At 70.7% G+C, this 20,765-nt stretch carries 19 protein-coding genes and 2 pseudogenes; 7 read left to right on the top strand and 14 right to left on the bottom strand.

Going from position 1 to position 20,765, the window contains the following annotated elements; translation table 11 throughout:
• Both hflX and KUTG_RS37535 read right to left on the bottom strand, forming a co-directional pair.
• Positions 1–855 (bottom strand): GTPase HflX (gene hflX, locus KUTG_RS37540; RefSeq protein WP_043723701.1); only part of this gene is annotated, 855 nt, incomplete at its 3' end.
• A gap of 43 nt (positions 856–898) precedes the next feature.
• Positions 899–1,414 (bottom strand): ArsR/SmtB family transcription factor, encoded by a 516-nt coding sequence (locus KUTG_RS37535; protein ID WP_043723698.1) that lies wholly within the window; start codon positions 1,412–1,414, stop codon positions 899–901.
• A gap of 44 nt (positions 1,415–1,458) precedes the next feature.
• On the opposite strand from KUTG_RS37535, the gene KUTG_RS37530 reads away from it, so the two are divergent.
• The gene (locus KUTG_RS37530) at positions 1,459–2,697 is read left to right on the top strand and encodes an MFS transporter (RefSeq protein ID WP_043731968.1); all 1,239 of its coding nucleotides are present in this window, start codon (positions 1,459–1,461) and stop codon (positions 2,695–2,697) included.
• 60 nt (positions 2,698–2,757) lie between these two features.
• Here KUTG_RS37530 and KUTG_RS37525 read toward each other — a convergent pair whose 3' ends face one another.
• Genes KUTG_RS37525 through KUTG_RS37505 form a run of 5 tightly spaced genes read right to left on the bottom strand, consistent with a single transcriptional unit; the run spans position 2,758 to position 7,145 of the window.
• Positions 2,758–3,639 carry a hypothetical protein gene (locus KUTG_RS37525; protein ID WP_043723696.1) on the bottom strand — a complete coding sequence of 294 codons (882 nt, stop codon included), beginning with the start codon at positions 3,637–3,639 and terminating at the stop codon, positions 2,758–2,760.
• Between the two features lie 53 nt (positions 3,640–3,692).
• Entirely contained in the window at positions 3,693–4,694 is a 1,002-nt protein-coding gene (locus KUTG_RS37520; protein ID WP_157495041.1) for a hypothetical protein, read from the bottom strand.
• A 27-nt stretch (positions 4,695–4,721) separates the two neighbouring features.
• The gene (dapF, locus tag KUTG_RS37515) at positions 4,722–5,537 is read right to left on the bottom strand and encodes a diaminopimelate epimerase (protein ID WP_084580239.1); all 816 of its coding nucleotides are present in this window, start codon (positions 5,535–5,537) and stop codon (positions 4,722–4,724) included.
• Positions 5,538–5,541: 4 nt separating this feature from the next.
• Positions 5,542–6,435, bottom strand: a complete 894-nt coding sequence (gene miaA / locus KUTG_RS37510; RefSeq protein WP_043731963.1) for a tRNA (adenosine(37)-N6)-dimethylallyltransferase MiaA — start codon at positions 6,433–6,435, stop codon at positions 5,542–5,544.
• Between the two features lie 2 nt (positions 6,436–6,437).
• On the bottom strand, positions 6,438–7,145 hold the full coding sequence (locus tag KUTG_RS37505; RefSeq protein WP_043723694.1) for a class III extradiol ring-cleavage dioxygenase family protein: 708 nt from the start codon (positions 7,143–7,145) through the stop codon (positions 6,438–6,440).
• 255 nt (positions 7,146–7,400) lie between these two features.
• Between KUTG_RS37505 and KUTG_RS37500 the strand changes: the two are divergent.
• Positions 7,401–8,728: pseudogene (locus tag KUTG_RS37500) on the top strand (DUF349 domain-containing protein).
• A 160-nt stretch (positions 8,729–8,888) separates the two neighbouring features.
• Here the strand turns inward: KUTG_RS37500 and KUTG_RS37495 are convergent.
• Together KUTG_RS37495 and miaB are read right to left on the bottom strand one after the other, a co-directional pair.
• The gene (locus KUTG_RS37495) at positions 8,889–9,362 is read right to left on the bottom strand and encodes an Rv2732c family membrane protein (protein WP_157495040.1); all 474 of its coding nucleotides are present in this window, start codon (positions 9,360–9,362) and stop codon (positions 8,889–8,891) included.
• Complete coding sequence (gene miaB, locus KUTG_RS37490; RefSeq protein ID WP_043723690.1) at positions 9,359–10,822, bottom strand: tRNA (N6-isopentenyl adenosine(37)-C2)-methylthiotransferase MiaB; 1,464 nt, start codon at positions 10,820–10,822, stop codon at positions 9,359–9,361. The genes KUTG_RS37495 and miaB overlap by 4 nt, the downstream gene beginning before the upstream one ends.
• A gap of 66 nt (positions 10,823–10,888) precedes the next feature.
• Between miaB and KUTG_RS37485 the strand changes: the two genes are divergently transcribed.
• A complete protein-coding gene (locus tag KUTG_RS37485) occupies positions 10,889–11,836 on the top strand; it encodes a TAXI family TRAP transporter solute-binding subunit (RefSeq protein WP_232241175.1) in 948 nt (315 codons plus the stop codon).
• A gap of 57 nt (positions 11,837–11,893) precedes the next feature.
• Here KUTG_RS37485 and KUTG_RS37480 read toward each other — a convergent pair whose 3' ends face one another.
• Both KUTG_RS37480 and KUTG_RS37475 read right to left on the bottom strand, forming a co-directional pair.
• Positions 11,894–13,297 (bottom strand): sensor histidine kinase, encoded by a 1,404-nt coding sequence (locus tag KUTG_RS37480; protein WP_043723685.1) that lies wholly within the window; start codon positions 13,295–13,297, stop codon positions 11,894–11,896.
• 1 nt (position 13,298) lies between these two features.
• Positions 13,299–13,991, bottom strand: a complete 693-nt coding sequence (locus tag KUTG_RS37475; protein WP_043731961.1) for a response regulator transcription factor — start codon at positions 13,989–13,991, stop codon at positions 13,299–13,301.
• 404 nt (positions 13,992–14,395) lie between these two features.
• Here KUTG_RS37475 and KUTG_RS37470 point away from each other — a divergent pair, with 404 nt between their 5' ends.
• The 4 genes from KUTG_RS37470 to KUTG_RS37455 all read left to right on the top strand — a co-directional run bounded on the left by KUTG_RS37470 (position 14,396) and on the right by KUTG_RS37455 (position 17,633).
• Positions 14,396–15,124, top strand: a complete 729-nt coding sequence (locus tag KUTG_RS37470) for an amino acid ABC transporter ATP-binding protein (RefSeq protein WP_198047845.1) — start codon at positions 14,396–14,398, stop codon at positions 15,122–15,124.
• 29 nt (positions 15,125–15,153) lie between these two features.
• Positions 15,154–16,005, top strand: coding sequence for a glutamate ABC transporter substrate-binding protein (locus tag KUTG_RS37465; RefSeq protein WP_052395844.1), 852 nt, complete (start codon positions 15,154–15,156; stop codon positions 16,003–16,005).
• Positions 16,006–16,071: 66 nt separating this feature from the next.
• Positions 16,072–16,749: an amino acid ABC transporter permease gene (locus KUTG_RS37460; protein ID WP_043723681.1), complete on the top strand. Its 678-nt coding sequence runs from the start codon at positions 16,072–16,074 to the stop codon at positions 16,747–16,749.
• The gene (locus KUTG_RS37455; protein ID WP_043723674.1) at positions 16,746–17,633 is read left to right on the top strand and encodes an amino acid ABC transporter permease; all 888 of its coding nucleotides are present in this window, start codon (positions 16,746–16,748) and stop codon (positions 17,631–17,633) included. The genes KUTG_RS37460 and KUTG_RS37455 overlap by 4 nt, the downstream gene beginning before the upstream one ends.
• Before the next feature lie 56 nt (positions 17,634–17,689).
• Here KUTG_RS37455 and KUTG_RS37450 read toward each other — a convergent pair whose 3' ends face one another.
• The 3 genes and pseudogenes from KUTG_RS37450 to KUTG_RS37440 all read right to left on the bottom strand — a co-directional run.
• Positions 17,690–18,556 carry a transporter substrate-binding domain-containing protein gene (locus KUTG_RS37450; RefSeq protein ID WP_043723672.1) on the bottom strand — a complete coding sequence of 289 codons (867 nt, stop codon included), beginning with the start codon at positions 18,554–18,556 and terminating at the stop codon, positions 17,690–17,692.
• Between the two features lie 200 nt (positions 18,557–18,756).
• A complete protein-coding gene (locus tag KUTG_RS37445; protein ID WP_043723670.1) occupies positions 18,757–19,503 on the bottom strand; it encodes a succinate dehydrogenase/fumarate reductase iron-sulfur subunit in 747 nt (248 codons plus the stop codon).
• Position 19,504: 1 nt separating this feature from the next.
• Positions 19,505–20,765 (bottom strand): annotated as a pseudogene (locus tag KUTG_RS37440) (FAD-binding protein); the annotation flags it as partial.

Raw genomic sequence — 20,765 nt, 5'->3', positions numbered from 1 at the left:
GAACAGCGCGTCCTCCACCAGCACGCCGGCCGACGTGATGGCGTTGAGCAGGCTGGACTTGCCGGCGTTGGTGTAGCCGACGATCGCCACGTTGGGCACGTCGTTGGCCACGCGCCGGCCGCGCTTGGTGTCGCGCACCACGCTCATCGCCTTGATCTCGTTGCGCAGCTTGGAGATCCGCTTGTGGATGCGGCGGCGGTCGGTCTCGAGCTTGGTCTCACCGGGACCACGCAGACCAACACCGCCGGTCGCGCCGCCGGCTCGGCCGCCGGCCTGCCGGGACATCGCCGAGCCCCAGCCGCGCAGGCGCGGCAGCAGGTACTGGAGCTGGGCCAGCTCCACCTGCGCCTTGCCCTCCTTGGACTGGGCGTGCTGGGCGAAGATGTCCAGGATCAGGGCGGTCCGGTCGACCACCTTGACCTTGAGCCGGTCCTCCAGGTTGCGCAGCTGGCCGGACGAGAGCTCGCCGTCGCAGATGACCGTGTCGGCGCCGGTGGCCACGACCACGTCCCGCACCTCGATCACCTTGCCCGAGCCGACGTAGGTCGCCGGGTCGGGGCGGTCGCGGCGCTGGACCAGGCCCTCCAGCACGTGCGAGCCCGCCGTCTCGGCGAGTCGGGCCAGCTCGGCCAGCGAGGCCTCGGCGTCCGCGGCGTTGCCCTCGGTCCACACCCCGACGAGCACGACCCGCTCCAGCCGGAGCCGTCGGTACTCGACCTCGGTGATGTCCTCGAGTTCGGTGGACAGCCCCACAATGCGGCGCAGCGCCGCGCGGTCGGCGAGCTCGAGCTCGCCGGTCGACACCAGCTCGTCGTCGGCGGTGTCGTCAGGATCGAATGCGTAGGTTTCCGTCATCTTGACATCTATTCTCCCACGTGCTGTCCACTCCGTTACCGCCTCATCCGCCGTGGTAGCTGGCCAGGAAGATCGCCACCCGCTCGGCGGCCGGGTCGTAGGGCAGGTCGACGTAGTCGGCGAGCACCGCGTGCAGCCGGGACAGCAGCTCCGCGGTCTGCTCGGCCGGCAGCTGGTAGACCACCCGGGTGAGGTCGGCCGCGGCCACGCCGAGGTCGGCGATCTCGCCGAGGAAGGCGCCCAGCGCCGCCTCGCTGACCGCCGCCCGCTCCTCGTGCTCGTCGAAGCTGAGGGTGATCGACAGATTGGTGCCCAGGTACGGCTTCTCGCGGGAGCCTCGGGTGCCGCGGCGGGGCGGCTGCTCGACCAGGAAGCCCGTGTCCACGAGTTTGCGCACGTGGTGCAGCGTGGTCGCCGGGTCCTTGCCCAGCGCCGCCGCGAGCTCCTTGTTGGTCAGCGCGCGGCCCTGCGTGAGCCGGATGATGCGCAGCCTCACGTCCGAGGCGAGGGCGGCGGCTTCGGCCCTGGTCGCGGGGCGTTTCTTGACGGCGAGCGGCACGCCTCCAGGGTAACTGATTGACAGTTTCCAATCAGTCGTCGAGGCTGTCGCGCATGTCCCTGTGGCAGCACCGTGACTTCCGCCGGTTATGGGCCGGCGACACACTCAGCCAGTTCGGCGCCGCCATCGGCCAGTTCGCCGTGCCCGCCCTCGCCGTCACGCAGCTCGCCGCCACCCCGTTCGAGGTCGGCGTGCTGTCCGCCGCCGAGACCGCCGCGTTCCTGCTCGTCGGGCTGCCCGCCGGCGTCTGGGTCGACCGGCTGCGGCGAAGACCGCTCATGCTGCGGGCCGATCTCGGGCGTTTCCTGTTGCTGGCGACCATTCCCGCCGCGTGGTGGCTGCACGTGCTGACCGTCGTCCAGCTCATCGTCGTCGCCCTGCTGGTCGGCCTGCTCACGGTGTTCTTCGACGTGGCGTACCAGTCCTACCTGCCGTCGCTCGTCGGCCGTGAGCACATCGTCGAGGGCAACGCCAAGCTCCAGGTCAGCCAGTCCGCGGCGCAGGTCTCCGGGCCCGCGCTGGCCGGTCTGCTCGTGCAGGCCATCGGCGCCGCGACGTCCGTGCTGTCGACGTCGTTGGGCTTCCTCGCCTCGGCATTGTTCCTGCTGCGGATCCGGTCCGACGAGCCCGAGCCCGTACGGACCGAGCGGCGGGACATGCGGGCCGACATCGCCGAGGGGCTGCGGTTCGTCCTCCATCAGCCGACGCTGCGGGCCATCACCTTCTGCACCGGCACGTCCAACCTGTTCAGCGCCGTCTCCGGCGCCGCCACGCTGCTGTTCCTGATCCGCCAACTCGGCGTCAGCACCGGCATCGCCGGCCTGGTCATGACCGCCAGCGGCGTCGGGGCGTTCATCGGCAGCTTCACCGCCACCCGGTGGAGCCGGCGGTTCGGGCAGGCCCGGATCATCTGGCTCAGCATGCTCGTCAGCGGCCCGTTCGCGCTGCTCATGCCGCTGACCCAAACCGGCTGGGCACTGTCCCTGTTCGCCGTCGCCGGGCTGGGCTTCGGTTTCGGCGCCGTCGTCTACAACGTCGCCCAGGTCAGCTACCGGCAGGCCATCTGCCCCGATCGCCTGTTGGGGCGCATGAACGCCTCCGTGCGGTTCATCGTCTGGGGCACCATCCCCATCGGCGGCCTCATCGGCGGCGCCCTGGCCGCCTGGCTCACCCCTCGCGGCGCCCTCTGGGTGGGCTCCGTCGGCGAGATGCTCGCCGTGGTCTGGCTGCTCGCCTCCCCGTTGCGCACCATGCGCGACCTTCCGACCTCGCAGGCCGTCTGACCTGCGCGGGCGCCCGTGCGGGTTCCGTTGTCCTAGCACACGACGGAACCCGCACGTGGCTCACAGCCGTCCCGCTCGCTTCAGCGTCGCCACCGCTCGCGCCGTCGCGTATCCGCGCCATTCCAGCGCCGCCGCCGGCGAGTAGCTGGCGAAGTCCACCGTCCAGCCGCCGTCTTCTTGTTGTTGCCGCGCAAGCCTTTCCAGCTCCGCCTCGATCACGCCGTCGTCCAGCAGCGCACTGGCCGGGCTGCCCGGCACCGGCGCGAAGTCCAGCGCCCGCAACGTTTCCCCCTCGCTTCCCCCGTCCACCGGCGCCAGTCCGCTCCTCGGCACGAACCTCCCCAGCCGTGTCAGCAGCTCCGCCGCCTCCGGACCCTCCAGCCCGTCGAGAAACCTCACCGCAAACCCCAGCACAATCGCGTGCGGCCTTTCGTGGAGCCCTTTTATGGCGTCCAGGCAGTACTTCGTCGCCTTCTCCAGCCACGGATGCCCCGCCACCGCCGGGTCGTGCTTCGCCACCCGCCGCGCCGCCCCCACCGCGAACGCCGTGCTCTGCAACGTCGACACCGTCGGATCCGCTTCCGCCCAGAACGGCGCACACCCCGTCGGGTCCTTCACCCCCACCGCCATCGGCAGGCCGCCGTCGGCCAGCGTCACCGTCTCCAGCCAGTCGCACAGCTCCACCGCCCTCGGGGTGGTTAGCGGCGCTAGCTCTTCGAACACCTCGAACGCGTGCAGCGCCCCGCCCGGCTGGCTCTCCCCCGCCCTCAGGTCCGGCTCCAGCCCCCAGCCATATCCCCCGTCGGCGTTCCGATACCCGTCCACCGCCGCCAGCACCGCCTCGGGATTCCCCTCCCCCACCAGCAGTTCGAACCTCCGCCGGTCCAGCACCCGCCCGTGCCCGGCCAGAAACCCCGCCGCCCGCTCCAGGTCAACGTCCATGGCCCCAGCATGGCGGGTGGTCGTGCCGACGTCTTGAACGGAACGGACACAGGTCAGCCGAGGTGAACGACGGTGATCCGCTCTCCGTCGGTGACCGCGAAGCGCCGGTTGGCACGGTCGACCGCCACCCGAGCCGGCCCCGTGACGGCGTCGCGCACGATGGCGCTCATAGCGTTGCCGGTCGAGAGGTCCGGCCACTCCGCGACCAGGTCGCCGGTCACGGCGTCGTACAGCCGGGGATGCCCGTGCAAGGCCAGAATGTCGCCGGCCATCGCAACGAGATCGCCGGGCGTCGCGTCGAGCTGCCGGCGCCAGGTGAACGTCCTCGTCACGGGCGACCACCGCACCAGCATGTTCGGCCCCAGATCGTCGGGCCCCTCCGGGTCGTTCTCCTCCTCGGACGTGCTCACCACGACGTCATCGTCGAGGAAACAGGCGCCGGCGACCTCTGCCTGGACAAGTCCCCGCAAATCGAACACGTCGCCGAAGGAATCGAGGGCCGCCGGGTCGGCCAACGCCCCCGCCAGGTCGTAGACGTACAGGCTGTCCCATGGATGCCAGACCCAGCCGGCACTGAGCAGATATCGGCCGCTCGGCGAGACCGCCAACCGCGAATGGAAGAAGTCCACCGGATCGCGGTCGGCGCCGGCGGTGAGCCGCTCGCCGGTCTCGACGACCTCGACCTCCAGCCGGTTGTACTCGTCCGGACAGTGCACAACGCCCGTCCGGCCGTCCGGCAACGTGCACAGCGCCAACGGGTATCGGTAGTTGGACGCCCGGTAGAAGCTCCGGTTCACCTCGCGGATCCGACTGCCGTCCGCCGCCAGCAGCAGGCCCTTCGTTCCCGTGCTGGCGACCAGCGCCACCACGTCGTCGCCGGGGGACACCGTCACGGCGTCGAACTGCTCGCCGTAGCCGCTGAACCTCGCCTTGCCCGCGGACCCGTCGAGCGGGAACGATCGCCATCCCGCCGCCACGTCGTAGAGCGTCCCGTCGATCCAGGCCAGTGTCTTCGCCCCCGCCGCGGCGATCACGTCCCGATGAACCTCACGCACGGTTGCAGTCTTCCCTGCCGGGCCGACTCAGAGCGAGGACCACCAGGCGTCGCTGAGCTCGCCGCGGGCGACGAGGACGGCGGGGCCGGTGAGGGTGCTTTCGGCGTCGTCGATGGTCACGGTGACCTGGCCGCCGAGGACGGAGACGGTGGCGGAGCCGGTGGAGAGGCCGGCGAGGTGGAGGTGGGCGGCGACGGTGGCGACGGTGCCGGTGCCGCAGGAGCGGGTCTCGCCGACGCCACGCTCGTGGACGCGCATGGCGAGGGCGTCGGGGGCGAGGCGGTTGACGAACTCGACGTTGACGCCGTGGGGAAAGAAGGACTGGTCGCGGCCGGGGGCGGTGGAGAGGTCGAGGGAGGCGACGGGGACGTCGGTGACGCAGACGAGGTGCGGGTTGCCGACGTCGACGGCGACGCCGGGGAAGGAGACGCCGCCGAGGGTGGCGGTGGACCGGCCGGTGACGCGGGCGGGGCCCATCTGCACGGTGACGGAGCCGTCGGGGTGCACGACGACGGGCCGGTCGCCGGCGCGGGTGCCGACGACGAACTCGCCGGGCGAAGCCAGGCCGGCGTCGACGAGGTAGGCGGCGAAGACCCGGACGCCGTTGCCGCACATCTCGGCGATGGAGCCGTCGGCGTTGCGGTAGTCCATGAACCAGCCGTCACCGGCGCCGGCGAAGACCTTGTTGGGCACGACGCGAAGCACGCCGTCGGCGCCGAGCCCGCGCTGGTGGTCGCACAGCGCCTGGACGCGTGCCTCGGTCAGCTCCAAGGTGCCGTCGGGGTCGGGCAGCACGACGAAGTCGTTCTCCGTGCCATGCCCCTTGACGAACTCGATACCCACCCGATCAGAGTAGCGCGCTGACGGCGTCGGCCAGGTCGGGGCGGGCGCCGTCGAACCAGGTGATGCGCTGGTCGCGGCGGAACCAGGAGCGCTGGCGGCGGACGAAGCGGCGGGTGGCGCGGGCGGTGTCGGAGCGGGCGGTGTCGAGGTCGCAGGAGCCGTCCAGGTAAGCCAACACCTGCTGGTAGCCCAGGGCGCGGGAGGCGGTGAGGCCGGAGCGGAGGCCGAGGGGTTCGAGGGAGCGGACCTCGTCGACGAGGCCGGCGGAGAACATGAGCTCGACACGGAGGTCGACGCGGGCGTCCAGCTCGGCGACGTCGCGGTCGATGCCGATCTGCACGGTGCCGTAACGGGGCTCGCCGCGCTTGGGCATGGTGGCGGAGAACGGACGGCCAGTGAGCTCGATGACCTCAAGGGCCCGGACCACGCGGCGGCCGTTGGACGGCAGGATCGCTGTCGCCGCCAGGGGATCTAGCGTTGCTAGCTTTGCGTGCAGCGCTTCGGAACCTAGCGCCGCTAGGTCGACCTCAAGGCGGGCACGGGTGGCGGCATCGGTGCCGGGGAACTCCAGTTCGTCGAGCACGGCCTGGACGTAGAGCCCGGAGCCGCCGACGAGGACGGGCGTCACGCCGGAGGCGATGAGCCGCTCCATCAGCTCCCGGGTCTGCCGCTGATAGGCGGCGACGGAGGCGGTCTCGGTCACGTCGAGCACGTCCAACATGTGATGGGGCACGCCACGGCGCTCGGCCACGGACAGCTTGGCGGTGCCGATGTCCATGCCCCGGTACAACTGCAGGGCGTCGGCGTTGATCACCTCGCCGCCGAACCGCCGGGCCAGCTCCACACCCAGGTCGGATTTGCCGGCGGCGGTCGGACCGACCACCGCGATGGCCCGCATGTTCACGCCGGCTCCCAGCAAGCGACGTGGTACCCGACGCCGAACGGGGCGTCGGAGTACAGCAGCTCGGCCCGCCACGACCGGCCGGCGGCGGCCCCGGCCAACGCCTGCCAAGCCGCCCGGCCCGACACGTCCAGCTCGGTCGCCAGCTCCACGTCGAGACCGAGCAGGGCGTCCAGGTCCACGGAAGCCAGGGCGTCCCGCACTCGCCGGTCGTAGTCGACCGATCGCTCATCGGGGTGACCCGAGGGCCCAGGATGCCGGCTCGACCCGTCCCCCAGCACCAGCAGGCCGACCGGACGGTCCTGTCGGGCGAGCCGTTCACCCGCTCGCCGACTGTCGTTCACCGAATCCACAGGATTGATCGTCTGGACGACGACGCGCTCCGCCCCGGCCTGCTCCCGCAGCCAGCCGGCGACCAGAACGGGCAGCGGCAATCCCGGCTCGACGTCGTCGACGGCATTGCCCTCGGCCAGCGAAACGATCTTGTCGACGCCGTAGCCACGGAAGGTGCCGACGGCATCCGCGCTGGTCAGGCCGCAAAAACGGGAATCGGCGGCGATCGCCAGCCAGTCCCGGCTGAGCGCGGCGAGCCGCTTGCCCGCGGCCACACAGGCGCGTCTGACGGCCTCCGTCTCGGCCACCGCGCCGGCCACCAGTTCGGGTACCAGCAGGGGCGGATGGGGCACCACGGCAACGCCTACGATCACGATACGGCACGCTACCTGCCGACTCGGAGTACACAGTCGAGCCCTGACCTGTTTGAATGCCCGGCGAAGGTATTCGGACCACGCGTTCGAAGTACCCGGTCGTTTGGGCCTCGCCGGTGTGCGGGGCGCTCGTGCCCCGGCACGGGCTCATGGTGGCAGGCGAGGAGGAAGCCGGCGATGACGGACCAGGACACGGCCCCGGTGGACGGGGTTGAGCAGGCGACTGCGGGCCAGGTGGCCACGGAAGTGGCGCCGGTGGCGCAGGACGAGGCGGGGCAGGTCAACCCCACTGGGGCCAGTTCGGGCGGCGCCGGGACGGCAGGGTCCACTCCGCCGCCGGTGCCGGTCGCCTCGGACGATCCGACCCGGTGGGGCCGGGTGGACGAGGCCGGCAAGGTCTACGTCAAGGTCCCCGAGGACCCCTCCGGGGCCGGTGAGCGCGAGGTCGGCTCGTGGCAGGCCGGGGAGCCCGCCGAGGGGCTGGCCCACTTCGCCCGCCGCTTCGACGACATGCGCACCGAGGTCGAGCTGCTGGAGGCCCGGCTCAAGTCCGGCGCCGGCGACCCGAAGCAGGCGCTGACCAGCGCCAAGCACGTGCGCGACGGCCTGGCCGACGCGGCCGTGGTCGGCGACCTGGTGGCGCTGCGGGCCCGGGTGGACTTCGTGATCGCCAGCGCCGGCGTGGCCGTGGACAAGGCGAAGGTGGCCCGCGACGCGGCCCGCGCCGAGTCGGCGCAGCGCAAGCAGACGCTGGTCGAAGAGGCGGAGACGCTGGCCAACGAGTCGACCCAGTGGAAGTCGGCCGGCGACCGGCTGCGGGCCATCCTCGACGAGTGGAAGACCATCCGCGGCGTCGACCGGAAGACCGACGAGCAGCTGTGGCGCCGGTTCTCCAAGGCCCGGGACGCCTTCAACCGGCGCCGGGGCGCGCACTTCGCCGACCTCGACCGGCAGCGGTCGACGGCCAAGACCCGCAAGCAGGAGCTGGTCGACGAGGCCGAGCGGCTGGCCGGCTCGGACGACTGGGGCGTCACCGCCGGGCGCTACAAGGACCTCATGATCGAGTGGAAGGCCGCCGGCCGCGCTCCCAAGGAGTCCGACGACGCCCTGTGGCAGGCGTTCCGGGCCGCGCAGGACAAGTTCTTCGCGCGCCGGTCCGCGGCCTTCGACGAGCGGGACGCCGAGTTCGGCACGAACGCCAAGCTCAAGGAGGAGCTGCTGGCCGAGGCCGAGGCCATCGACCCGGCCAACGGCCTCGAGGCGGCCCGCAACGCCCTGTACAAGCTGCAGGAGCGCTGGGACCAGGTCGGCAAGGTGCCGCGCGAGCGGGTGCGTGAGCTGGAGGGCCGGCTGCGGACCATCGAGGAGCGGGTCCGCGGCGCGGTCGACGCCCAGGGCGCCGCACCGACCCGGAGGCCGAGGCCCGGGTGGCGCAGTTCCGTGAGCGCGTCAGCCAGTTCGAGGCCCAGGCCGAGAAGGCCCGGTCGGCCGGCGACAAGCGCCGCGCCGAGCAGGCCGAGGCCCAGGCCGCCCAGTGGCGCGAGTGGCTCGCCGCCGCCGAGCAGGCCGTAGCCACGCGGTGACATTGGCGCCGCATTCGGCGTCGCGGCTCGGCCGCTCGTGACCGGTGCCTTCCCTGGCCGACGGTCCAGGCACCGGCGCGGCCGAGCGATTCGAGTTGTCAGAGCACAAAGCTGAGGCCCCGCCGAAAGATCGGCGGGGCCTCAGTCGTGTGTGGACTCCTCAATCGCGGCTGAAGGTCAGTTTGACCCACTGGAAGGTCAGCACGACCAGGGTCAGCAGCCCCAGGATGATGCCGATGCCCGGGCCGGGGCCCGGCTCGTGGCTGGAGGTCGACTGCTGGGACCAGATGGCCAGCAGGGACGTCAGCAGGCTGAAGCCGCAGCCGGCGGCGGAGACGAAGGCCAGCGCCCACAGGCGGGTCACCAGGGCGGCGCCGGACAGCAGCACGCCGAACAGCATCGAGCAGACGGCGAACAGGATCGGCACCAGGCCGACCACGGTTCCCTTGGGCGACAGGCCGAACAGGACCTGCCAGCCGCTGGCGCCCTCGACCCAGGGCAGCAGGGCGGACACGATCATGAGCATCACGCAGACGGCGATGACCATGGCGCGGGCGCCGGGGTCGATCTGGCGGAACGCGCGGCGAGGGGCCTTGGGCACCTCTACCTGAAGGTCGGACAGGTCGTCAGTCACTGGGTCGCACATCCTCCCGCCGGCGCGAGTGGGGCCGGCGTGCCGAACGAGGGCAGCCCGAGGCTGACCCCCGAGGTCTTGGGCCGCAGACCGGCCTCGGTGTTGTCCCCGGCCCTGGTCCGCCGGTGGGAGACGATGGCCCCGTCGGCGACCAGGTAGTGCGGGGCGGCGTAGGTGACGACGGTGCGCACGACGTCGCCGGCGCGGACGCCGGGCGTGGCGGCGAAGTGCACGAGCCGGCCGTCACGGGCCCGGCCGCTCAGCCGCTGGGTCTCCCCGTCGCGACGGCCCTCGCCCTGCGCGACGAGCACCTCGATCTCCCGGCCGACCTGCGCCTGGTTGCCGGCCAGGGAGTTGGCCTCCTGCAAGGCGACGAGCCGGTCGAACCGCTCCTGCACGACCTCCTTGGGCAGCTGCCCGTCCATCTCGGCCGCGGGCGTGCCGGGACGCTTGGAGTACTGGAACGTGAAGGCGCTGGCGAAGCCGGCCCGCGCCACCACGTCCAGGGTGCCCTGGAAGTCCTCCTCGGTCTCGCCGGGGAAGCCGACGATGATGTCGGTGGTGATCGCGGCGTCGGGCATGGCGGCCCGCACCTTGTCCAGGATGCCCAGGTACTTCTCGGTGCGGTACGACCGGCGCATCTCCTTGAGCAGCCGGTCCGAGCCGGACTGCAGCGGCATGTGCAGCTGGTGGCAGACCGCGGGCGTCTCGGCCATGGCGGCGATCACGTCGTCGGTGAAGTCCTTGGGGTGCGGGGAGGTGAAGCGGATCCGCTCCAGCCCGTCGATCTCCCCGGCCGCCCGCAGCAGCTTGCCGAAGGCCAGCCGGTCGCCGAACTCGACGCCGTAGGAGTTGACGTTCTGCCCCAGCAGCGTCACCTCCAGCACGCCCTCGTCGACCAGGGCCTGCACCTCGGCCAGCACGTCGCCCGGCCGGCGGTCCTTCTCCTTGCCGCGCAAGGACGGCACGATGCAGAAGGTGCAGGTGTTGTTGCAACCCACGGAGATCGACACCCAGCCCGAGTAGGCGGAGTCGCGGCGGGCCGGCAGCGTGGACGGGAAGGTCTCCAGCGACTCCAGGATCTCGACCTGGGCCTCGTTGTTGTGCCGGGCGCGGTCCAGCAACGTGGGCAGCGAGCCGATGTTGTGGGTGCCGAACACGACGTCCACCCACGGGGCCCGCTCGACGATGGCGCTGCGGTCCTTCTGCGCGAGGCAGCCGCCGACGGCCACCTGCATGTCGGGGTTGGCGGTCTTCATCGGCCGCATGTGCCCCAGGGTGCCGTACAGCTTGTTGTCGGCGTTCTCGCGGACCGCGCACGTGTTGAACACGACCAGGTCGGGCGCGCCGCCCTCGCTCGCGGGCGTGTAGCCGGCGTCCTCGAGCATGCCGGCCAGCCGCTCGGAGTCATGCACGTTCATCTGGCAACCGAACGTGCGAATCTCGTAACTCCGTGTCACTGCATCTACCTCTTCCCGACGACCGCTCGGTCCCAGGGTAGAACCCCGTGCTGGCAGGATGGACAGGTGCCACTGACACGACGGGCCCTGATCATGCTAGGGGCCGCTGCGACGCTCGCCGGCCCGACGCTGGCGGCCTGCGGCTCCAGCCTGTCCGGCGTGCAGCTGCGCATCGCGACGGGCGGCCCCGGCGGCGTCTACTTCACGCTGGGATCCCGCATCGCCGACGTGTGGCAGGAGCAGCTCGGCGTGGCCAGGAAGGTGCTCCAGACCAACGGCTCGGTGGACAACCTGCGCGACCTGCGCGACAACGCCGCGGACGTCGCCTTCGTCGCCGCCGACGCCGCCGCTCGCGGCTCGTCCGGCCTGCGCGCGCTGGCCCGCATCTACGACGACTACATCCAGGTCCTCGTGCGCGACGACTCGCCGATCACCGAGCTGGCCCACCTGCGCGGACGGGCGGTGTCGATCGGCAGCCTCAACTCGGGCGTCACGGTCGTGGCGCGCAATCTGCTCCAGGCGGCCGGGCTGCCCGAGTCGAGCGATTCGTACAAGCAGGAGAACCTGCGCGACTCGCTGGCCGACCTGGTCGCGGGCCGGCTGGACGCGCTGTTCTGGTCCGGCGGCCTGCCCACGCCGGACATCACCGCCACCATGAAGAACCACCGCGACCAGCTGCGCATGCTCGACCTGTCCAAGCTGAGCCTGAAGAACCTGACGTACTACAACGTGGAGACGGTGCCCGCGACCGCCTATCCGCAGCTGAAGCAGGGCGACAAGCCGGTGAGCACGCTGGCCGTGCACAACCTGCTCATGGTCCGCGAGGACATGCCGGCCGACGAGGCGCAGGCGCTGGTGCGCTCGCTGTTCGACGCCCAGCCCGATCTCGCCACGGACCGGGACCAGGTGGTGGCGCTGGCCGCCCAGCTGATCGACCGCCGCTCGGCCATCGAGACCCGGCCGATCCAGCTGCACGAGGGCGCGCTGGAGTACTACCGGTCGGCGAAGGTGTGATGTCAGGAAGGGGCCCTTCCTGACGTTCAACGCCAGGATCGGTCCCTTGATCTTGGTCTACAAAGCCGGCACGTCGAAGGAGACGCGGAGGCCGCCGCCGTCGGGCAGGGTCAGTTCGACGGTGCCGCCGACCCGCTCCACCAGCAGCCGCACGATCGCCAGCCCGAGGCCCGAGCCCCGCACGTTCTGGTGGGCGGCGCTGCGCCAGAAGCGGTCGGTGGCCCGCTCCAGCTCGTCGGGTTCCAGCCCCGGACCGTGATCGCGCACGGTCAGCCGCACCCGGCCGTCGACGCGGCGCACCTCGACCGTCACCAGCGTGTCGTCGCCGGTGAACTTCAAAGCGTTGTCCAGCAACGCATCGAGCACGGTCTCGAGGCCCCGGGGCGGGACCAGGGCGGTGCCGCCGGGCTCGCCGTCCAGCACGAGCGCGACACCCTTGGCGGTGGCTACGGCCTGCCAGGCCCGCAGACGCGCGCTCACGGCCTGGTCCACATCGACGGGAACCGGGTCCACGGAAGAGGATTCCGCGCGGGCCATGGCCAACAGCTCGTCCAGGATGCGGTTGAGCCGGTCGGCCTCCTCCAGGGCGGCGGCCTGCTGCTCCTGCACGTCGGGATCGACGTGACCCTCCAGATTGGACAGACGGATTCGCAGCGCGGTCAGGGGATTGCGCAGCTGGTGCGACGCGTCGGCGACGAAGGCCCGCTGCGCGGCGAGCACATCGCTGACGCTGACGGCCATCTGGTCGAAGGACCGGGTGAGCCGCCGCAGCTCGGGCGGCCCGATGTCGCTGCCGACCGGATCCACCTTGCGCCCGTTGACGATCGACGGCAGCAGCCCGGCGGTCGCGCTGTCCAGCAACAGAACCGGCCGCAGCATCCAGCGCACCAGCGGCAGCGCCACCAGCACGGCCAACCCCACCGACAGCGCGCCGCCGACCAGGATTGCCGCCCAGGACAACCAGATCAGCGTCCGGGTGTGGTCGGTAGGCGAGGACGTGACGACAACGCCGCGCACCTCGCCGTTGATCAGCACGGGCTCGGCGACGACCATCGGCGCGCTGTTCCACGGCATCAGCAGGGCGCCCTGCTGGGTGCCGCGGCCGGCGCGGGCGTTGACCAGGTCGTCGTGCACGGCGGCGTCGGTCGGGTCGATGCGCGATCCGGCCTGGCTGAGCACCTGGAACGAGCCGTCGGGGGCCTGGTCGCCCCGGTCGAACACGGCCACCGCGATGTCGTAGGCGTCGTGGTAGCTGGTCAGCTGGTCCCGCAGGCTCTGGTCCTCGCCGCCGTTGACCAGCTGCCGCTGCGACAGCGAGGCGTACCGGCTGGTGTCGGCCGCCCGGTCGACGAACAGCACGCTCTGGAAGTTCTGCGCGAACGTCAGCGCCAGCGGAATCCCCAGGCCCAGCACCAGGATCGCGACGACGATGACAAAGCTGCCGAGCAGCCGCGTGCGCACCTCAGCCGGCCCCGGCCTGGCCGTCGGCGGTCAGCCGGTAGCCGACGCCGCGCACGGTCTCCACCAGCGTCGGCCGGCCCAGCTTGGTCCGCAGGGTGGCCACGTGCACGTCCAGCGTCCGGTTGGCGCCGGCCCAGCTGCGGCCCCACACCTCGGCGATGATCCGCTCCCGCGTGCACACCGCGCCACCAGCGCCCACCACCAGCGCCAGCACCTGGAATTCCTTGCGGGACAGGGTGATCGGCTCCTCGGCCACGATCACCTGGTGCCGCACGAGGTCGATGTGCACGTCGCCGACCTGCACCACGCCCGCGGTGCCGCCGCCGGCGCCGGGGACCGCGTCGCCGCGCCGGCGCCGCACCGCGTGCACCCGGGCCACCAGCTCGCCCACGTCGTACGGCTTGACCAGGTAGTCGTCGGCGCCCGCGTGCAGGCCGAGGATCCGGTCGTCCACCTCGCCACGCGCCGACACCACGATGATCGCCACGTCGCTGGCCGCCCTGATCTGCCGGCACAGCGTGATGCCGTCGATGTCGGGCAGGCCGAGGTCGAGCAGCACGACGTCGACGCCGGTGAGCCGATCGAGCACGCCGCGCCCGGTGGCCAGCCGCTCCACCGTCAGCCCCCGCCTGGCCAGGGCCGGCAGCAGCGCCTCGGCGACCCGGTCGTCGTCCTCGACGAGCAGTACCCGCACCAGTGGCACCTCCCCGCGTGTCCTCCCCGGCCGGTGCGGCGGGGTCGACGGCAACTCTAGGTGGCTGGGGTCACACGCCGACGGGGCGGTACCCGGCCTCGTTGCTCCGAACGAGTGAAGCTGATCGATTCGACGGTCAATTATTTGCCAAGTCTTTACACTCGCCTTCTTGACAGCCGACGGGCCCGTTCCTCCACTGTGGACACGCCGGTCGATGTCGAGCGTCCGTCACACCCGGGGCGGACGGTCCGCCGGACGCCGCTAGGCTGCGTGACTGAGCTGCAACCCTAAGTCTTGGTCAAGCCGCCTGGACTGGTGTTGTCGGAGGACCCTAGGTTTCCGCCAACACCCGCCCCCCTTGTCGTCGTGGAGGATCGATGTCTGCTGCCGGCGACGTGCCGCCGATGATCAGGATGGCGGGCGTGGACAAGTTCTTCGGTCCGCTGCACGTGCTCAAGGGCATCGACCTCGAGGTGCCCAAGGGGCAGGTCGTCGTGGTGCTCGGGCCGTCGGGCTCGGGCAAGTCCACGCTGTGCCGCACGATCAACCGCCTGGAGCCGATCGACAGCGGCACGATCGAGGTGGACGGCCAGCCGGTCCCCGCCGAGGGCAAGGCGCTGGCCCGGCTGCGTGCCGATGTGGGCATGGTCTTCCAGTCTTTCAACCTGTTCGCGCACAAGACGATCGTCGAGAACGTCATGCTGGCTCCGGTGAAGGTGCGCGGCGTGGCCTCGGCCCAGGCGCGCCAGAACGGCATGGAGCTGCTGGAGCGGGTCGGCATCGCCAACCAGGCCGACAAGTACCCGGCGCAGCTGTCCGGCGGGCAGCAGCAGCGGGCGGCCATCGCCCGCGCGCTGAACATGAAGCCCAAGGTGATGCTGTTCGACGAGCCGACCTCGGCGCTGGACCCCGAGGTGGTCAACGAGGTGCTGGACGTGATGACGTCGCTGGCCCGCGACGGCATGACGATGCTCGTGGTCACGCACGAGATGGGCTTCGCCCGCCGCGCGTCCGACCGCGTGGTGTTCATGGCCGACGGCGAGATCGTCGAGGACGCCGCCACCGAGGAGTTCTTCACCGCCCCCAGGTCCGAGCGGGCGCGCGACTTCCTCGGCAAGATCCTCAGCCACTGAAGTATCGACAGTCCGAGAGGAACGACATCATGCGGTTGAGTCCGGTTCTGCGCGCAGGCGCGCTGGTGGCCACGCTCGCGCTGGCCGTGACCGCCTGCGGTGGGAAGAGCCAGCAGGCGGCCGGAGGCAGCGACTCGCTGGTCGACCGGGCCAAGGCGGACAACAAGCTGACCGTCGGCATCAAGTTCGACCAGCCCGGCCTCGGCCTCAAGACCGGCGACGGCTACACCGGCTTCGACGTCGACGTGGCCAAGTACATCGCCAAGAAGCTGGGCGTGGACGAGAAGAACATCGTCTTCAAGCAGGCCCCCTCCGCCCAGCGCGAGGACCTCATCGCCCAGGGCGACGTGGACCTGGTGATCGCCACGTACACGATCAACGACAAGCGCAAGCAGAAGGTCTCCTTCGCCGGCCCGTACTTCGTGGCCGGCCAGGACCTGCTGGTGAAGACCGAGAACACGGACATCACCGGCCCGGAGACCCTCAACGGCAAGAAGCTCTGCTCGGTGACCGGCTCCACCTCGGCGCAGAACATCCAGACCAAGTTCGCCAACAAGGTGGCGCTGCAGCAGTACGGCGGCTACTCGGAGTGCGTCACGGGCCTGCTCAACGGGGCCATCGACGCCCTGAGCACCGACGACATCATCCTGCAGGGCTACGCCAACGCGGACGCCAACAAGGGCAAGCTCAAGGTCGTCGGCAAGCCGTTCTCCAACGAGCCGTACGGCATCGGCCTGAAGAAGGGCGACACCAAGACCCAGCAGGCGCTGGACGGCTACATCCAGGAGATGGAGAAGGACGGCTCCTGGTCGGCCGCGCTGAAGAAGAACTTCGGCGACAGCTACAAGGTGCCGGCCGAGCCGCCGATCACCGAGAAGTGATCCTTTGAGCTCGGGGCGCCGGAGTCGTGTCCGGCGCCCCGTTTCACACCCGAGGAGCTTGCTCACGTGGACTTCCTGAGCAACTACGACCTGCTCGGCGCGTTCTGGGTCACCGTGCAGCTCACGTTCTGGTCGGCGATCGGCGCCCTGATCTGGGGCGTGGTGCTGGCCGGCATGCGGGTCAGCCCGGTGTGGCTGATGCGGGCCTTCGCCACCGCGTACGTCAACGTCGTCCGCAACACCCCGCTGACCCTGCTGGTGGTGGCCGCGTCGCTGGGCCTGTACCAGACGCTCGGCGTCTCGCTGACCACCGACACCACCACCGCGTCCATCGACATCACCAACTTCCGGCTGTCGGTGCTGGCGTTCATCCTCTACACCGGCACGTTCGTGTCCGAGGCCGTGCGCTCGGGCATCAACACCGTGCCGGTGGGCCAGGCCGAGGCGTCCCGCGCGCTGGGCCTGGGCTTCATGCAGACGCTGACCATCGTCGTGCTCCCGCAGGCGCTGCGCTCGGTGGTGGCGCCGCTGGCCAGCGTGCTGATCGCGCTGACCAAGAACACCACCATCGCCAGCGCCATCGGCGTGGCCGAGGCGGCGGTGCTGATGAAGACCATGCTCGAGAACGAGGGCCAGGCCGGTTCGCTGGTGTTCGTGGTGTTCGCGCTGGGCTTCGTGGTCCTGACCCTCCCCGTCGGCCTGATCCTGGGCTGGCTGTCCCAGAAGGTGGCGGTCAAGCGATGAGCGCGCCCTCCGTCCTCTACGACGCGCCCGGCCCCAAGGCCAAGGTCCGCAACACGGTCTACAGCGTGGTGTTCCTGGTCTTGCTGGCCGCCGTCGCCTGGCTCGTCGTGGCCGCGCTGAACAACAAGGACCAGCTCACGGCGAAGATGTGGAGCCCGTTCCTGTCGGGCGACACCTGGACCGTGTACCTGATCCCCGGCCTGGGCACGACGCTGCTGGCCGCGGTGCTGGCCATCGTCATCGCGCTGCCGATCGGCGCGATCTTCGGCATCGCCCGGCTGTCCGAGCACCGGTGGATCCGGGTGCCGGCCGGCGTGCTGGTCGAGCTGTTCCGGGCCATCCCGGTCCTGATGCTCATGCTGTTCGCGAACTTCTTCTACGTCTGGTACACCGACATCGACTCCGACATCCGGCCGCTGTTCGCCGTGGTGACGGGTCTGGTGCTGTACAACGGCTCGGTGCTGGCCGAGGTGTTCCGGGCCGGCATCTCCTCGCTGCCGCGGGGCCAGTCCGAGGCGGCGTACGCGCTGGGGCTGCGCAAGGTGCAGACCATGCTGACCATCCTGCTGCCGCAGGCCGTCACCGTGATGCTGCCGGCCATCGTCAGCCAGCTGGTGGTCGTCGTGAAGGACACCGCGCTGGGCTCCACGATCCTGTCGTTCTCGGACCTGCTGTCCAACTACCGGATCCTGTCGGCCAACTTCGGCAACACCATTCCCACGCTGATCGTCATCGGCCTGATCTACGTGGTGGTGAACTGGGTGGTCACCCGCCTGGCGGCCCTGCTGGAGCAGCGCATGTCCCGCCGCGGCCGCAGCAGCGCCCCACCGATCAAGCCCTCGGCCGTAGCGGTGACCGCCCTCCCCGGCGGCGACCCCCTGTAATGCAGGGGAGGACGCCTTACCCGCGTTAGCACCATTTTGGAAGATAATTCCCTGCATTAGCTGGGGATGCTGGGCGGAGCCGGTTTCGGGCCGGAGGTGCCGAGGGCCTGGTCGTAGTCGTGTTGCCAGGTGCCGTCGGTGACGGCAGTGCGGACGATGCGCGTGAGACGGTCCCTGAGGCCGGAATCCCCGCCCGGCAGGGCGATGACGTAGTCCACGGGTTTCGGGGCCGCCAGCGCCGACACAGACAGGTTGCCGGGGTCGGCCGAGGCGTAGCCGCTCACCACCGGCAGGTAGTCGGCGACCGCGTCCACGCCGCCGGAGCCCAGCTCGTCCACGCAGTCCCGCACCGAGGTGCTGCCCACCAGCTTGCCGGGGTCGGTGATCTTGGCGTCGCGGGCCATGGCCTGCTCCGGGGAGTTCGACACCGTGCAGACCTTGCGGCCGGCGGCCGACGCCGCGTCCGTGACGGTCGGGCCCGACTTCCGGTACAGCAGCCCCAGCCCGGCCGTCAGGTACGGCCCGGCGGCGAGGAGGCCGGCCTGACCGACCTGGGCCTTGGTCGCGCCGCCGAGGAAGATGTCGACGGTCCCGGCGGCGACGGACGGCAGCCCGGTGTCCGAGGTCAGCTGCGTGAAGGTGATCTGGTCGGGCTTCAAACCGAGGCCGGCGGCGATGAGCTTGCCCAGCTCCACCTCGAAGCCGTCGAAGGCGCCCGAGACGGGATCGCGGCGGGCCAGGCCGGGGGTGTCGGCCCGCAGACCAATGATGATCTTGCCGCGGTCGGTGATCCGCTTCAGGGTCGCCGACTCGGCCGGCCGCGAGGACGTGGTCGGAGCCGGCTCGTCGGGGCCGCCGCAGGCGACGACCAGCACCGACGCCGCCGCCACCAGCGCGGCGAGGCCGGTGGCTCGCTGGTTCACGCACCCCATCGTGCACACAGTTTCGGAACCTGTCGACCGGAGAGCAGCCGTGGTACTGCGGAGAGTGCGGATTCGCGCCGCTGCCTGGACCGCGGGCCGAGGCGGATCGCATCTTTCCAGCGATCCGACTCGGCCAAGGGAAGGCAGCGGCTTAGAGGCGAATCCGCTCGGCGCGGAACGCGCCGAGAGGGCACAGCAACCTATTTCGCGGAACGCTTGAACAGCTTCAGGATCGGGTCGTAGTAGTGGTCCGCGACCCTTTCCTTCATGGGGATCAGGGCGTTGTCGGTGATCTTGATGTGTTCGGGGCACACCTCGGTGCAGCACTTGGTGATGTTGCAGAAGCCCAGGCCGTGATCGGTCTTGGCCTCCTTCGCCCGGTTCTCCCGCGCGTCGAGCGGGTGCATGTCCAGCTCGGCGACGCGCATCAGGAACCGCGGACCCGAGAAGTTGGTCTTGTTGTCCTCGTGGTCACGCACGACGTGGCAGGTGTTCTGGCACAGGAAGCACTCGATGCACTTGCGGAACTCCTGCGAGCGCTCGACGTCGATCTGCTGCATGCGGTACTCGCCCGGCGCGACGCCCTCCGGCGGCGCGAAAGCGGGCACCTCACGGGCCTTCTCGTAGTTGTAGCTGACGTCCGTGACCAGGTCGCGGATCACCGGGAACGTCCGCATCGGCGTCACCGTGACGGTCTCGTCCTCGGTGAACGTCGACATCCGGGTCATGCACAGCAGCCGCGGCCGGCCGTTGATCTCGGCCGAGCACGAGCCGCACTTGCCGGCCTTGCAGTTCCAGCGCACGGCCATGTCCGGGGCCTGCGTGGCCTGCAGCCGGTGGATCACGTCCAGCACGACCTCGCCCTCGTTCACCTCGACGGTGAAGTCCTTGAGGTCGCCGCCGGACGCGTCGCCGCGCCACACCTTGAACTTCGCCTTGTACCCCATGTCAGCTCTCCTTCGCGGGGATGTCGGCGAGCTCGCCGGGGGTGAAGTACTTCGCCAGCTCCGAGTACTCGAACAGGCCCATCAGGTCGGGCCGCAGGGGGATCTGGTCCTTCGAGTTCACGTCCACGCCGTCCCCGGCCGTGTTGACCGCGCAGACCAGCAGCTGCTTGCGCCAGTCGGCGTCCATCCCCGGGTGGTCCTCCCGGGTGTGGCCGCCGCGGCTCTCGGTGCGCAGCAGCGCCGCCTTGGCCACGCATTCGCTGACCAGCAACATGTTGCGCAGGTCCAGCGCGAGGTGCCAGCCCGGGTTGAACTGCCGGTGCCCCTCCACCACGATGTTGCGGGCCCGGCCCTTGAGCTCCTCCAGGGCCACCAGCGCCTGCTCCACCTCGCCGCCGCGGCGGATGATGCCGACCAGGTCGTTCATCGTCTGCTGCAGCTGGGTGTGCACGCTGTACGGGTTCTCCTGCGCGCCGGCCTCGCCGCCCTCGAACACGGCGACCGCCCGCCGGGACGCGGCGTCCACATCGGACTCCGCGATGACCGGGGCCTTGTCGGCCTGGGAGTCCACGTAGGCGCAGGCGCCCGCGCCGGCCCGCCGGCCGAACACCAGCAGGTCGGACAGCGAGTTGCCGCCCAGCCGGTTGGAGCCGTGCATGCCGCCGGCCACCTCGCCGCACGCGAACAGCCCGGCCACGCTGGAGGCCGCGGTGTCCGGCTCGACCTCGACGCCGCCCATCACGTAGTGGCAGGTCGGGCCGACCTCCATCGGCTCCTTGGTGATGTCGACGTCGGCCAGCTCCTTGAACTGGTGGTGCATCGACGGCAGCCGCCGGATGATCTCCTCGGCCGGCAGACGCGACGAGACGTCCAGGAACACGCCGCCGTGGGGCGATCCCCGACCGGCCTTGACCTCGGAGTTGATCGCCCGGGCCACCTCGTCGCGGGGCAGCAGCTCCGGCGGGCGCCGGTTGTTGCCCTGGTCGGTGTACCAGCGGTCGGCCTCGTCCTCGTTGTCCGCGTACTTGTCCTTGAACACGTCCGGGATGTACTCGAACATGAAGCGCTTGCCGTCGCTGTTGCGCAGCACGCCGCCGTCGCCGCGGACCGACTCGGTGACCAGGATGCCCTTCACCGACGGCGGCCAGACCATGCCGGTCGGGTGGAACTGGACGAACTCCATGTTGATCAGCGAGGCCCCCGCGCGCAGGGCGAGCGCGTGCCCCGTCGCCGGTGTACGGATTCGAGTTCGACGTCACCTT

Origin of the sequence: Kutzneria sp. 744 (assembly GCF_000568255.1) — a bacterium.
In the GTDB taxonomy this organism is placed as follows: domain Bacteria; phylum Actinomycetota; class Actinomycetes; order Mycobacteriales; family Pseudonocardiaceae; genus Kutzneria.
This window is presented reverse-complemented; position numbering and strand designations above follow the sequence as displayed.

Bases quoted from the DNA above. Each gene is read 5' to 3' on its own strand.
- miaA (WP_043731963.1), bottom strand. From the start codon at position 6,435: ATGCGGGCCATCGCGGTGGTCGGTCCGACCGCCGCCGGCAAATCCGAC.
- KUTG_RS37470 (WP_198047845.1), top strand. From the start codon at position 14,396: ATGATCAGGATGGCGGGCGTGGACAAGTTCTTCGGTCCGCTGCACGTG.
- KUTG_RS37455 (WP_043723674.1), top strand. From the start codon at position 16,746: ATGAGCGCGCCCTCCGTCCTCTACGACGCGCCCGGCCCCAAGGCCAAG.
- KUTG_RS37465 (WP_052395844.1), top strand. From the start codon at position 15,154: ATGCGGTTGAGTCCGGTTCTGCGCGCAGGCGCGCTGGTGGCCACGCTC.
- KUTG_RS37445 (WP_043723670.1), bottom strand. From the start codon at position 19,503: ATGGGGTACAAGGCGAAGTTCAAGGTGTGGCGCGGCGACGCGTCCGGC.
- KUTG_RS37525 (WP_043723696.1), bottom strand. From the start codon at position 3,639: ATGGACGTTGACCTGGAGCGGGCGGCGGGGTTTCTGGCCGGGCACGGG.